The sequence below is a fragment of the Bradyrhizobium sp. TM239 genome, from assembly GCF_036247985.1.
Taxonomy (GTDB): domain Bacteria; phylum Pseudomonadota; class Alphaproteobacteria; order Rhizobiales; family Xanthobacteraceae; genus Bradyrhizobium; species Bradyrhizobium ottawaense.
On record NZ_BTIR01000005.1, the window covers coordinates 681,545 to 694,377 of the forward strand.

At 64.6% G+C, this 12,833-nt stretch carries 8 protein-coding genes; 6 read left to right on the forward strand and 2 right to left on the reverse strand.

Annotated elements, in window-relative coordinates; translation table 11 throughout:
- Positions 1-56: 56 nt before the first annotated feature.
- The 3 genes from AABA84_RS11945 (at position 57) to AABA84_RS11955 (ending at position 7,392) form a co-directional block, all read left to right on the forward strand.
- The gene (locus AABA84_RS11945; protein ID WP_338312150.1) at positions 57-3,191 is read left to right on the forward strand and encodes a CHAT domain-containing protein; all 3,135 of its coding nucleotides are present in this window, start codon (positions 57-59) and stop codon (positions 3,189-3,191) included.
- A 181-nt stretch (positions 3,192-3,372) separates the two neighbouring features.
- Entirely contained in the window at positions 3,373-6,690 is a 3,318-nt protein-coding gene (locus AABA84_RS11950) for an adenylate/guanylate cyclase domain-containing protein (protein ID WP_338312151.1), read from the forward strand.
- Positions 6,691-6,711: 21 nt separating this feature from the next.
- Complete coding sequence (locus AABA84_RS11955; protein WP_212250648.1) at positions 6,712-7,392, forward strand: redoxin domain-containing protein; 681 nt, start codon at positions 6,712-6,714, stop codon at positions 7,390-7,392.
- 345 nt (positions 7,393-7,737) lie between these two features.
- Here AABA84_RS11955 and AABA84_RS11960 read toward each other — a convergent pair whose 3' ends face one another.
- Positions 7,738-8,577 (reverse strand): uroporphyrinogen-III synthase, encoded by an 840-nt coding sequence (locus AABA84_RS11960; protein ID WP_338312152.1) that lies wholly within the window; start codon positions 8,575-8,577, stop codon positions 7,738-7,740.
- A 175-nt stretch (positions 8,578-8,752) separates the two neighbouring features.
- On the opposite strand from AABA84_RS11960, the gene purU reads away from it, so the two are divergent.
- Positions 8,753-9,616: a formyltetrahydrofolate deformylase gene (purU, locus tag AABA84_RS11965; protein ID WP_212250643.1), complete on the forward strand. Its 864-nt coding sequence runs from the start codon at positions 8,753-8,755 to the stop codon at positions 9,614-9,616.
- 72 nt (positions 9,617-9,688) lie between these two features.
- Here purU and AABA84_RS11970 read toward each other — a convergent pair whose 3' ends face one another.
- Positions 9,689-9,982 carry a hypothetical protein gene (locus AABA84_RS11970; protein ID WP_212250641.1) on the reverse strand — a complete coding sequence of 98 codons (294 nt, stop codon included), beginning with the start codon at positions 9,980-9,982 and terminating at the stop codon, positions 9,689-9,691.
- Between the two features lie 575 nt (positions 9,983-10,557).
- On the opposite strand from AABA84_RS11970, the gene AABA84_RS11975 reads away from it, so the two are divergent.
- Together AABA84_RS11975 and AABA84_RS11980 are read left to right on the forward strand one after the other, a co-directional pair.
- The gene (locus AABA84_RS11975; protein WP_338306596.1) at positions 10,558-11,736 is read left to right on the forward strand and encodes an ABC transporter substrate-binding protein; all 1,179 of its coding nucleotides are present in this window, start codon (positions 10,558-10,560) and stop codon (positions 11,734-11,736) included.
- A gap of 224 nt (positions 11,737-11,960) precedes the next feature.
- Positions 11,961-12,830, forward strand: coding sequence for a branched-chain amino acid ABC transporter permease (locus tag AABA84_RS11980; RefSeq protein ID WP_212250637.1), 870 nt, complete (start codon positions 11,961-11,963; stop codon positions 12,828-12,830).
- Positions 12,831-12,833 lie beyond the last annotated feature (3 nt).

A 12,833-nucleotide genomic window follows, 5' to 3' on the forward strand; every position in this document is an offset into this window, starting at 1 on the left:
GTTTTGTACTTCTCGTAAGCGTCATGGTCTCGCCGGGTCAGGCGGGATCGCAGGACATGTTGGCGCTGATGCAGCGCATTACGGCGCTGGCGAAGGAGGGCCGTTATGGCGAGGCGGTCGGCTTTGCCAGGAAGCTCGTCATTGAGGCCGAGAAGAGCACGGGGCGACAATCGCCCCTGACCGCGACCACGCTGGTTGTGCTGGGTCAGGCGCTCCAGACGAAAGGCGAGACCGCTGAGGCCGAAAGCGTGTTGAGGCGGGCCCTCGTCATTCGCGAGAAGAGCCTTGGTCCCAATCATCCCGATGTCGCAGCGGTGCTCGCCACGCTGGGTCAGATCGAGCTCAGCCAAAATCGGCTCGGCGATGCCGAACGCGACATGTCGCGCGCCATTGCCATCGACGAGAGCGTGCTGGGCCCCGACCATCTCACGACGGCGCTGGCGCGGATGCAGCTCGGCAATCTCCGTCACCGCCAGATGAAGGAGACCGAGGCGCTCGACCTGTTCAACCGCGCGCTCGTGGTGTTCCGGAAGTCGCCGGGTCAGGCTGACATCATGATCCCGGTGACCCTGAACAACATCGCGGAGGTCAATCGCGCGCAAGGCCGGTTGCAGCAGGCCGAGGCGAGTTTTGCCGAAGCGCTTGTGCTTCAGGAGAAGCAGCATGGTCCGGACAGCATCTATCTGACGGCGACCCTCAACAATCTCGGCGAGCTCCGCCGTGCGCAGGGACGGCTTCCGGAGGCCGAGCAATTGGCCCGGCGGACTTTGGCCATCAGGGAGAAGGCGCTCGGACCCGATCATCCCGATGTCGCGGCGAGCCTCAACAATCTGGCTCTGGTGTTCTCGCGCGAGGGCCGGGACGCCGAGGCTGAGGGGCTGCTGACCCGCGCGCTCGCCATTCAGGAGAAGGCTGTTGGCATAGGCCATCCGAACGTGGCGACGGCGTTGAACAACCTTGCAGAGGCCTGGGCTCATCTCGATCGCAAGCAGGAGGCCGAGCAGCTGTTCCGCAAGTCGCTGGCTATCCGCGAGAAGGCGCTCGGTCCGGCGCATCTGGATGTCGCGATCGCTCTCGACAATCTGGTGACGCTGATGAGCGAGGCCGATCGTTTCACCGAGGCCGAACCGTTCGCGCGCCGGTCGCTTGCGATACGCGAGGCCGCGCTGGGGAATTCTCACCCGCTGGTCGCCAACAGTCTCAACAATCTGGCCGTCATTCTGGACAGTACCGGCCGGCCGCATGAGGCCGAGCCGCTGCTGAAGCGCGCGCTGGATATTCGTCTGCGCGCTCTCGGCGAGCAGCATCCGGATGTTGCCAACAGCTTCGCCAATCTCGGCGCGCATCATATCGATTTGAAGGATTGGCCGCAGGCTCGCGACGCGTTCGCGCGCGCGGTGGCGATCCAGAACGGCCGCCGCGCCGCCGATCAGGAGAGCCGGGGCGATGTGAAGGTCCATGAAGAGACCAATCCCTATCCCGGACTGATCGTTGCCGCCTATCATCTCGCGAGCGCCAATGGCGGGCAGGCCGGCGCCTTGCGATCGCAGGCGTTCGAGGCGGCGCAATGGATCGGTGACGAGCAGGCCGCGCGGGCGATTGCCGGCATGTCGGCCCGCATCGCCGATGGCAGCGGGGATCTCGCCGCACGGGTCCGAGAACGACAGGATCTCGACGCGCAGGCGGTCGCGACCGACAAGATGCTCGTGGCGGCGATCTCGCAGGCGGCTGCCGCGCGCAGCCCGGCGGCGGAGCAGGCGCTTCGTGCCCGAGCCTCGGTCATCTCAGGTCAAATCCGGGAATTGGATCGCACGATCGCTGCGCAGTTTCCGAACTATGCGGCGCTCGTCACCAAGGCGCCGATTGCGATCGAGGAGGCCCAGAAGCAGCTTCGCCCCAACGAGGCGATGTTGCTGTTCACGACGACGTCGCGGGCCACCTTCGTCTGGACCGTGACGCGCTCGGACGTACGCTGGCATTCGGTGGAGCTCGGCGAGAAGCAACTCACTGAGGCCGTCGGCGCCCTGCGTTGCGGTCTGGATATGGACGCATGGCTGGACAAGGCATCCACGTGTCCGCAGAAGCTCGGCCGCAAGACTCCGCTTGGGGCAGATGAGCCATTGCCGTTCGACCAGGAGCGCGCCTTTGCGCTCTACCAGGCGCTGCTCGGGCCTGTCGCGCGCGACATCGATGGCAAGGAGCTGATCTTGGTGCCGTCAGGCCCGCTCGCGACTCTGCCCTTTCAGGTCTTGCTGACCGAGAAGCCGGCTGCCGGCCAGGACCTCGCGAAGGCACCCTGGCTGGTCAGGCGATCTGCCACCACCGTCTTACCCTCCGTCTCCAGCCTCAAGGCATTGCGGCAGGTCGCACGCAAGAGCGCGGCGTCGAAACCGTTTCTCGGCGTCGGCAACCCCATGCTCGACGGCGATGGCCGCAGCGATGTCGCGGTAGCGCGTGCCAAGCTGGCGCGCCAGATCCAGACCTGCGCCGTCCTCCCGACGCAGGCGACCCAGGTTGCACAACGAAGCTTGCGTGCCGTCGACGCGTTGTCGGGCGGCACCGCGGACATCGTGCAGCTCAGGCGGCAGATGCCGCTGCCGGAAACTGCGCTCGAACTGTGCGCGGTGGCCAGCACCTTTGCGCCCGTCAAAGGCGACGTCATCCTCGCTGGCGACGCCTCCGAGACGAAGATGAAGGCGCTCGGCCAGAGTGGCGATCTCGCGAAATATCGCATCCTGCATTTTGCGACGCATGGCGCGCTTGCGGGGCAGGTGCGCGGCTCGATCGAGCCCGGATTGATCCTCAGCCCGCCAGCGGCGCCGACGTCCACCGATGACGGCTATCTCTCGTCGTCGGAGATTTCCGGCCTCAAGCTCGATGCCGATTGGGTGATCCTGTCGGCCTGCAACACCGCCGGAGGGCAGGCCACCAATTCGGAGGCCTTCTCCGGTCTTGCGCGGGCGTTCTTCTATGCCGGCACGCTCGCGCTGCTGGTGTCGCACTGGGCGGTGAACTCCGACGCCGCGGTTGCCATCACCACCGGCACGATCGATGCCATGAAGACGCATCCCGATATCGGCCGCGCCGAGGCGCTGCGTCGCTCGATCTCGGCACTGATCAGCAAGGGCGGCGAGACCGCGCAGCCCGCAATATGGGCGCCCTTCGTGCTGGTGGGGACCGGCGCCATGTAGCCGATCGGCGCGCTGGCGCGCTGAACCGGCTGGTTGCGGGGATGAGTGAAGCCGCGCTCGCGGCCGTTAACCAACCACCGCTTGCTCTTCCCTGACGACGAGCCCATGCTTGCCAGGTCACTGGGCCCATCGGACAGGCCCAGTAGACCGCGTCATCGCGGCTTCCGCGGGGTCTTGACCCATGAACTGCTCTTGCTGCGGTTCCGAGGTTCAGAGTGGCTTTGCTTTCTGCCCGAAGTGCGGCACGAAGCAGCCGAACGCGTGCCCCGGCTGCGGCTATGCATGCGCACCGGATTTCACCTATTGCCCAAAATGCGGCGCCCTCGTCAGTGAGGCCCCCGAAGCCGGGGGACCGGCGCAGCCGGGCCGGTTGACAGCGCCGGTCAGAGCGTCGTCGCCGCCGCTGGCGCCGGCGGTCGACCCTCACCAGGCATTTCGACCGCAGCCGGACAGGCTGGACAGCGAAGCCAACCGCCGCACCATTACCGTGCTGTTTGCCGATCTCAGCGGCTTCACCGCGATGAGCGAGCGCCTCGACCCCGAAGTCATGCAGACGCTTCAGAACGAATTGTTCGAGGAGCTGACGGAAGCGGTGCAAGGCTTTGGCGGCTTCGTCGACAAATTCATCGGTGATGCGCTGCTGGCGCTGTTCGGCGCTCCAGCAGCGCACGAGGACGATCCGGAGCGGGCGGTCCGCGCTGCACTCGACATGATCAAGCGGACGGAGCAGCTCAGCGAGCGTGCGAAGGTCTACGCCGGCGCACCGCTGCTGCTCCACATTGGCATCAACACTGGGCACGTGGTTGCGGGCGGACTGGGTGTGGGCGTTGCCAAGTCCTATTCGGTAACCGGCGACACGGTGAACACCGCGCAGCGATTGCAGTCGATGGCGCCGCCGGACGAAGTGCTGGTCGGGCCGTTGACCTACCGCCTGACCCGGCATGCGTTCTCGTATGAATCGCTCGGAGAGGTCTCGCTCAAGGGCAAGATGGGCAGTGTCCTGGTCCATCGCCTCAAGGGACCGCTCGAGACGCCGCGTGCGGCGCGAGGCCTCGACACGCTGGGCCTCAGTGCGCCGCTGATCGGCCGCGACGTCGAGCTTGCCCGCATGATCGGCAGCCTCGATCGCGCGTGCGGCGGTGCGGCGCAACTGGTGCGGCTGGTCGGCGAAGCGGGCATCGGCAAAACGCGCCTGGTGAACGAATTCGTCGCCCGCATCTGCGATGAGGAGCGCTTCGCGGGTGTGGCGATCCGGCAGGCCGCCTGCTCGCCACTCGGCGAACAATCCTACGGCACGCTCGCCGCGGTGCTGCGCAGCGCCTATGGCATCGCGCAGAAGGCCAGCGCCGCGGCCGCTGAAGCCAGGCTGGCTGAGGCGCTGTCGGAGCTTGGCCTTGCGGCCGAAGAGGCAGAGCGGCTGATGCCGCTCTATGTCCATGTTCTTGGCCTCGGCGGCCCGGACGCCGCATTGCAGCACGTCGAGCCTGAACAGCTCCGGCGGCAGATATTCTTTGCGATCCGAACCGTCTTCGAACGGCGCCTGGCCTTGTCACCGCTTCTGATCATCGTCGAGGATCTGCACTGGGCCGATGCCGTCTCCCTCGAGGCGCTGCGGTTCCTGATGGACCGGCTGGAGCGCACGCGGCTGATGCTGTTGTTTACGCATCGGCCAATGCTGGAGCTGGATCAGTTCGGTTCGGGTCGGATCAGCCACACGACCATTCGATTGCTTCCGCTCGGTGACGCCGACGGACAAAACTTGCTCGCGGCCTATTTCAGTCACGGTTGGCGTGAGCCGCCGGGAAATCTGTTCAGTCGAATCCTGGAGCGCGCGAGCGGCAATCCGCTTTTCCTCGAGGAAATCATCCGCGGTCTCATCGAGGCCGGCACCTTGGAGCGTGACGGCTCGCAGTGGCGGATAAAGTCGGATGAGGCCGCCGCCGACATCCCGGCAAGCATCCAGGCGCTGTTGCTGGCGCGGCTGGACCGGCTGCCGCATGAGGTGCGCCGGCTGGCCCAGGAGGCCGCGGTGATCGGCCCGCGCTTCGACGCGGCTCTGCTCGGTGCGACAGCAACCGGGCCGGCGAAGGTCGAAGTGGGGCTCGAACTTCTGTGCGACGCCGAGATTGTCGAGGAGGTTGCGGGCGCAAATTCGATCTCGCTGCGATCCTACCGTTTCACGCAGACCATGCTGCAGGATGTGATCTATCAAAACCTGCTCTTGCAGCGGCGGATCGAGCTCCACGGACGGATTGGTGCCGCGCTGGAGCGGCTCTATGGCAGCGCGCCCGAACGGCTCGAGGACCTCATCCTGCTCGGTCATCATTTCAGCCTGAGCGCGCACAAGTCGAAAGGCGCGCGCTATCTGCGCGCGGCCGGCGATCGCGCACGCGCGACCTATGCCAATGACGATGCCATCCGTCTCTACCAGCAGGCCCTCGCCATGTTGTTGACCGGCGGGGAGTGCGAGCCGGAGCGCCTGGTTCTGTACGAGCGGATCGCGGACCTCTGCGCCGCGGCGGGCCGCCGCAACACGGCCGAGGAGCACTACCAGAGCGCGCTGGAGGGGCACCGCGCCGCAGAGGACCGCATTGGCGAAGCGCGAATCCTTCGCAAGCTTGGCAGGTTGTTGTGGGACGCCGGCAAGCGGATCAAGGCAGAGAGGCATTACGCCGAGGCGGCTGACCTGCTTGGAGGGACCGATGCACGGATCGAGTGGGCGCACCTCTTGCAGGAGCGCGGCCGTCTCGCGTTTCGCATGGGCGATCACGTGGCGGCCGCGACATGGGCGGACGAGGCGCTTGGCTACGCCCGATCCGTTCCAGCGGACGCGGATGAGCAGGCCGGACTCGAGGCGGCGCGCGCCATTGCCGAGGCTCTCAATACCAAGGCGGTTGCACTGGCGCGGCTTGGACGACACCAGGATGCGGTGCGCGAAGTGGAGCAAAGTGTCGCGGCAGCCGAGGCCGCCGGCCTTCTCAATGTGGCCTGCCGCGGTTACACCAATCTCAGCGTGCTCTACACGATTGTCGACCCGGCGCAAGCCATGGAGGTCTGTCGGCGCGGACTGGACGTCGCCCATCGTATTGGCGATCTCGGGTTCCAGGCGCGTCTTCTCGCCAATTTTGCCGTTGCCTGTTGCACCTTTACGGACAAATGCACCGACGAAGGCGTGCCGGCTGCCGAAAAGGCAATCGAGATCGACCGTGCGCTCGATCAGCGCGAGCACCTCCCCGTGCCCCTGATCGTGCTCGGGCAAATCCATCAATGCCATTTCCGGCCCGATCAGGCCGCCCGCTGCTACAATGAGGCGATCAAGGTCGCCAGCGAAACCGGCGAGCCGCAGCAGCTTTTTCCATGCTATGATGGTCTGGCGACGCTGAACCTTGATCGCGGCGACATGCCCGAGGCCGAGCGGTATTTCGCGCTGGCCGATGACGTCTGCACCAGGTACGGGCTTGATCCCGCCGGACTGATTGTACTGCCATTTCTTGACTAGGTCATGTGAAGGAGTTCAACCATGTCAGAACGTCATGTCGATGGACCGCTGCAACCGGGTGATCGCGCACCGAACATCGTGCTGGATGCCATCACCCGCGAAGGGAAGATCGCGCTTGATGATTTTCGCGGGCAAAGTCCGATATTGGTCGGCCTGTTTCGAGGCCTGCACTGCCCGTTCTGCCGCCGCCATATCGCGGCCCAGGCGCAGCTTGACGCGGCCCTGCGCGACAAGGGCGTCGAAAGTCTGACGGTGGTCAATACGCCGATCGAGCGCGCTCGGCTCTACTTCCGTTATCACCCGTTGCCCAATCTGCTTGCCGCGTCCGATCCCGAGCGGGTCTCGCACCGCGCGTTCGGCCTGCCCAATCTCGAATTCACCGAGAAGGAAACCGAGTGGCCGCGCAAGGTGGGCATGGATGTCGTCATGAGCATGCAAGTGGACATTCCCGGAGAATTGTCCGGGCCGATGAATCGTTTGGCGGCCGCCGAGCAGCTCAACAACAAGGATGGCTACGAGATGATGGAGGCCGATCAGCGCATGGCTGCAACCGGCCAGGGCCAGCTATTCGGCCAGTTCCTGCTCGATCGGGAAGGGGTCGTGCGCTGGAGCTTTACAGAAGTTCCGGAAGGCGGCCAGCGCATGTTCGGGATGCCGAGCCCGGGTGAGTTGATGTCGGCAGCCTCGCAGGTGGCGAGCTAGACATCGTCGCGCGGGCGTGGTGCCCTTGACCGCAGAGGGCACGAGTCGGTGCGCTCGAGGTGGTGCCGCCGTTTCCCCGACCACGCCTGCGCGTGACGAACGATTAATCCGAGCGCACATTAATTCGAGCCCACAATGACCGACATTCAGGAAAGGCTCCTCGAAAGCAAGATCACCGAGATCGAGCGGGCCCGATCCTGGAGCCCCCGCGTGATCTCCAAATTCAAAACGCTCATCAGGAGCGCGATCTATCGCTTCCGGACATGCAATCGCAGTGTTTGAAGCTCCTCTTCGCGGCGCTGAGGGAAATGCCGGCGTGTATCGTGTCGTGCCCGGGGTGGACCCTTACGTCCCTTGCCGGGGCAGCTTCTTTGCCAGCGCGGCTGCCATCGCCGAGATCAGCGGCCGCATGAAATAGGCTTCATCGGCCGGCGAGACGTCCGTCCGCAGTCCATGCGCAGCAAGCTCACCCGAAACCGCCGGGCCCACCGACGCAATCAGCGTCCGGTCGAAGCCGGCACGCAGCTTCGCCTCGCTGCCATGCGCCTTCGCGGCCTCGATCAGGCGGCGGACCTGGCCGAGATTGGTGAGCGCGACCGAATCGATCCGCCCCGCGGCCATGTCGTCGATGGCGGTGACGATGTTGGCATCCGCCGCCTTGGAATCGTAGGCATAGGGCAACACGGCATCGACCTCGGCGCCTTGCGCGGCAAGGGCGCCGATCAGCGCGCCATGGTCCTTGTCGGGATAGAGCTGAAGGCCAAGGCGCCGGCCCTTCAGGTCGAGCTTGCCCAACATCTCGATCACGCCCTCCGTGGTCGGCTTCTCCGTGGTCTGCTGCGCCTCGAGGCCGACCTCACGCAGCGCCTTGCCGGGCTTCGGCCCGCGCGTGAATTTTCGCGATCCGGCGAGGGCCGCGACAAACGCGCCGTCGAGCCCACGCGCCCGCGCGAGCTTCATGATCCGCCGAAGGCCTTCGCCGGTCATCAGCACAAGGTCGTCAAGGGGCCTGTCGATGGCGCGGCGGATCCAGGCCTCGATCGGGGCAGGGTCCGGTGCATCCTGGATGGTAAACATCGGGCATTGCACGACATCGGCGCCTTGCTCGGCCAGAAGCTTCGAGAACTGCGCCTCCTCGCGCGTTTCCAGGATCAGGATGCGGTAGCCGTTCAAGCGCTCGGCCATGGGCGTACTCCGGTCAGTCAAAGCAATCGTCCGTTCATCCTGACTCCGCGCTTCAGGTCGAAGCAAGTCTTGGGATTGGCGCAAGGGGACGTCGGTGATAGAGCAGGGCGCAAATCGTGGGCCGTTCCGCCTCATTTGCCCAAACCTTCATCAAGAGCCAAGCCTGTTCATCAACATGCCCGATCATCAATATGTCCTGACCCTGTCCTGTCCGGATCGTCCCGGCATCGTCTCGGCGGTGTCGACGTTTCTCGCCCACAACGGACAGAACATTCTCGATGCTCAGCAGTTCGACGACATCGAGACCAAGAAGTTCTTCATGCGCGTGGTGTTCACCGCGGCCGATCTAGCCGTGGAACTGTCGGCACTGCAGACCGGCTTTGCCGCGATCGCCGAGCGTTTCGGCATGGACTGGCAGATGCGCGACCGGGCTGCACATCGCAAGGTGATGCTGCTGGTGTCGAAGTCGGACCACTGCCTGGTCGACATCCTCTATCGCTGGCGCACCGGCGAACTGCCGATGACGCTTGCCGCCATCGTCTCCAACCATCCGCGCGAAGTCTATGGCGGGCTCGATTTCGGCGGCATTCCGTTCCACCATCTGCCTGTGACCAAGGAGACCAAGCGCGAGCAGGAGGCACAGATCCTCGACCTCGTCGCCAAGACCAGGACCGATCTGGTCGTGCTCGCCCGCTACATGCAGATCCTGTCGGACGATCTATCGGCGCAGCTTTCGGGGCGCTGCATCAACATCCATCACTCGTTCCTGCCGGGCTTCAAGGGCGCAAAGCCCTATCACCAGGCCCATGAGCGCGGCGTCAAGCTGATCGGCGCCACCGCGCATTACGTCACGCGCGATCTCGACGAAGGTCCGATCATCGACCAGGACGTCGAGCGCATCAGCCATCGCGACATGCCTGAGGATCTCGTCCGCAAGGGCCGCGACATCGAGCGTCGCGTGCTGGCCCGCGCGATCCGCTACCACCTCGACGACCGCGTCATTCTCAACGGCCGCAAGACCGTGGTGTTTGTGGATTAGCGAATAGGGAGTGGCGAGTAGCGAGTGGAAGGGGTGGCTATATTCGGCACTCCCTATTCGCCATTCGCTCCCTTAGCGCACCGCGCCAGCCGGCGCGGTCCCGGTCGTGCCCTTCTGCGCCTGCTCTTCCTTCTCGCGATCCGCCGCCGGCAGCAGCCGCTTGCGTTCGCGCTCCTTCATGTAGGCGTCGTATTGCGGCGTGCCCGCTCGCGGCGGGGCATCGGCCGGCAGCCCGCCGGCCCATTGCGGGATGGAGTCGCCCATGCCGGCGGAGAGTCTTTCGTTGACGGTGCCGCAGCCGGCAAGGTTGGAAGCCAGCAAGGCAACGACGGCAGCGATTGAAGGCAAACGGATACGCATGAGCATCTTCTGGGTCGAGCTGGACCGGGCGCGGATGACCGGCGCCCGATGGGCGCCAGCGGCGCACTCTAGTCCTCAACAAGTAAAATTGGCCTATTCGACGACGGATTTCTTTGTATACAGAATGGTAAAATAATACGCGATTTTAGGCGTTGATTGGGTATCTCTAGGTGGTACGGTATACAGTCCGTATTTTCGGCGGGGGCAATCGAAGTTGGGAATTTCGATCTCGTCGTCCGGCGTATGTTCGAATTCTGCAAAGTGGCGGCGGATTTCTCCAGCCACGTCGCCGCCGGGCGCTCTTACCGTGCAGTATCAACCCGGAGGGACCCGGCTCGCACAGCGAAAGGCTTTCTTGTTGACAGGGCCATTTTATTTGTACAATCGTACAAATATCTCCTCCGCCGTCGATCCGATCGCGCGGCTTGCGCCGAATGGTCGCCCAACGTCCGATTGACAACGGGGTTGCAGAGGACGCCATGTGGCTGCGCGGCATGGCTTGTCCGTAGGTTAGAGCGCGGCAAGGACCGGGTACTCGGTCTGGCGCACAACAGGTCAGGAATGAAGGGGAGGGACATCTGATGTTCGAACGCAGAATTTTTTCACGCACCGTAGCAGCAGCCGCCATCGCGGGCGTTGCAGGCCTTGCGTCTGCCAAGGCCGAGGACAGCGTCAAGGTCGGCCTGATCCTGCCGATGACCGGCGGCCAGGCTTCGACCGGCAAGCAGATCGAGAACGCGATCAAGCTCTACATGCAGCAGAAGGGCGACACCGTCGCCGGCAAGAAGATCGAGATCATCCTCAAGGACGACGCCGCGATCCCGGACAAGACCAAGACCGCCGCGCAGGAGCTGATCGTCAACGACAAGGTCAACTTCATCGCCGGCTTCGGCGTGACGCCGGCCGCGCTGGCGGCCGCGCCGCTGGCGACGCAAGCCAAGATCCCGGAAGTCGTGATGGCGGCCGGCACCTCCATCATCACCGAGCGCTCGCCCTATATCGTGCGCACCAGCTTCACGCTGGCGCAGTCCTCGACCATCATCGGCGACTGGGCGGTGAAGAACGGCATCAAGAAGGTGGCGACGCTCACCTCCGACTACGCGCCGGGCAATGACGCGCTCAACTTCTTCAAGCAGAATTTCACCGCAGGCGGCGGCGAGGTGGTCGAAGAAGTCAAGACGCCGCTCGCCAATCCCGACTTCGCGCCGTTCCTGCAGCGCATGAAGGATGCCAAGCCGGACGCGATCTTCGTGTTCGTGCCGGCCGGCCAGGGCGGCAACTTCATGAAGCAGTATGCCGAGCGTGGCCTCGATAAGGCCGGCATCAAGGTGATCGGGCCGGGCGATGTCACCGACGACGACCTGCTCAACAACATGGGCGACGCCGTGCTCGGCACGGTCACCGCGCATCTCTACTCCGCGGCGCACCCCTCGCAGATGAACAAGGATTTCGTCGCAGCCTACAAGAAGGCGTTCGGCAATCGTCCGGGCTTCATGGCGGTGAGCGGGTATGACGGCATCCACCTGATTTACGAGGCGCTCAAGAAGACGAATGGCGACACCGACGGCACCAAGCTGATCGAGGCCATGAAGGGCCAGAAGTGGGAGAGCCCGCGCGGCCCGATCTCGATCGACCCCGAGACCCGCGACATCGTGCAGAACATCTACATCCGCAAGGTCGAGAAGGTCGACGGCGAGCTCTACAACGTCGAGTTCGCGACCTTCGAGGCCGTCAAGGATCTCGGCAAGACCAAGAAGTGACCCGCGAAAGCGCGTCATCCCGGGCTCTCTCTGCACACCTCTCCCGCTTGCGGGAGAGGTCAGCGCAATCCGGGCGATGCGAAGCATCGTCCCGCGCCGGGTGAGGGCTCTCTCCTCGTCGGGAGTCTCTCAGCGGAGAGACCCTCTCCCCAACCCTCTCCCGCCAGCGGGAGAGGGAGCGCAGCACGACCCTCGGCCACACTTGAGATGATTATCGACGCGCGATGACCTCTATCCTCACCAACCTGTTCGATGGCGTCGCCTACGGCATGCTGCTGTTCGTGCTCGCCTGCGGGCTTGCGGTCACGCTCGGATTGATGAACTTCGTCAATCTCGCCCATGGCGCCTTCGCCATGGCCGGCGGCTATGTCTGCATGGTGCTGGTCAACCGGATGGGCTGGCCGTTCTTCGCAGCGCTGCCGCTCGCTTTCGTCTCCTCCGCCGCGATCGGCATCGCGCTCGAACGGACGCTGTACCGCCACCTCTATGCACGCAGCCATCTCGATCAGGTGCTGTTCACCATCGGCCTGACCTTCATGTCGGTCGCCGCCGTCGACTATATCCAGGGGTCATCACGGGTCTTCATCAACCTGCCGGCGGCGCTTCAGGGGCAGTTCGACCTGTTCGGCGTCGGCATCGGCCGTTACCGGCTGATGATCATCGTGATCTGCGGCCTGCTCACCATCGCGCTTCAGATGGTGCTGGCGAAGACCCGTTTCGGCAGCCGCTTGCGCGCCGCCGTCGACGATCCCCGCGCCGCCAGCGGCCTCGGCATCAACGTGCCGCAGGTGTTCGCCTTCACTTTCGCATTTGGATGCGGGCTCGCCGGCCTCGGCGGCGCGCTCAGCGCCGAGATCCTCGGCCTCGATCCGTACTTCCCGCTGAAGTTCATGATCTACTTCCTGATCGTGGTCACCGTCGGCGGCTCGTCCTCGATCACCGGCCCGTTCCTCGCCTCGCTCCTGCTCGGTATCGGCGACGTCGCCGGCAAATATTACGTGCCGAAGATGGGCCCCTTCGTGATCTACACCATGATGATCGTGATCCTGATCTGGCGTCCGAACGGCCTGTTCGGCCGCACGGCCGCGCGTTGAGTT

What these genes read in the sequence shown, in the direction of transcription:
- AABA84_RS11945 (WP_338312150.1), top strand. Translation starts at nt 57, where the DNA reads ATGTTGGCGCTGATGCAGCGCATTACGGCGCTGGCGAAGGAGGGCCGT.
- AABA84_RS11950 (WP_338312151.1), top strand. Translation starts at nt 3,373, where the DNA reads ATGAACTGCTCTTGCTGCGGTTCCGAGGTTCAGAGTGGCTTTGCTTTC.
- AABA84_RS11955 (WP_212250648.1), top strand. Translation starts at nt 6,712, where the DNA reads ATGTCAGAACGTCATGTCGATGGACCGCTGCAACCGGGTGATCGCGCA.
- AABA84_RS11960 (WP_338312152.1), bottom strand. Translation starts at nt 8,577, where the DNA reads ATGGCCGAGCGCTTGAACGGCTACCGCATCCTGATCCTGGAAACGCGC.
- purU (WP_212250643.1), top strand. Translation starts at nt 8,753, where the DNA reads ATGCCCGATCATCAATATGTCCTGACCCTGTCCTGTCCGGATCGTCCC.
- AABA84_RS11970 (WP_212250641.1), bottom strand. Translation starts at nt 9,982, where the DNA reads ATGCTCATGCGTATCCGTTTGCCTTCAATCGCTGCCGTCGTTGCCTTG.
- AABA84_RS11975 (WP_338306596.1), top strand. Translation starts at nt 10,558, where the DNA reads ATGTTCGAACGCAGAATTTTTTCACGCACCGTAGCAGCAGCCGCCATC.
- AABA84_RS11980 (WP_212250637.1), top strand. Translation starts at nt 11,961, where the DNA reads ATGACCTCTATCCTCACCAACCTGTTCGATGGCGTCGCCTACGGCATG.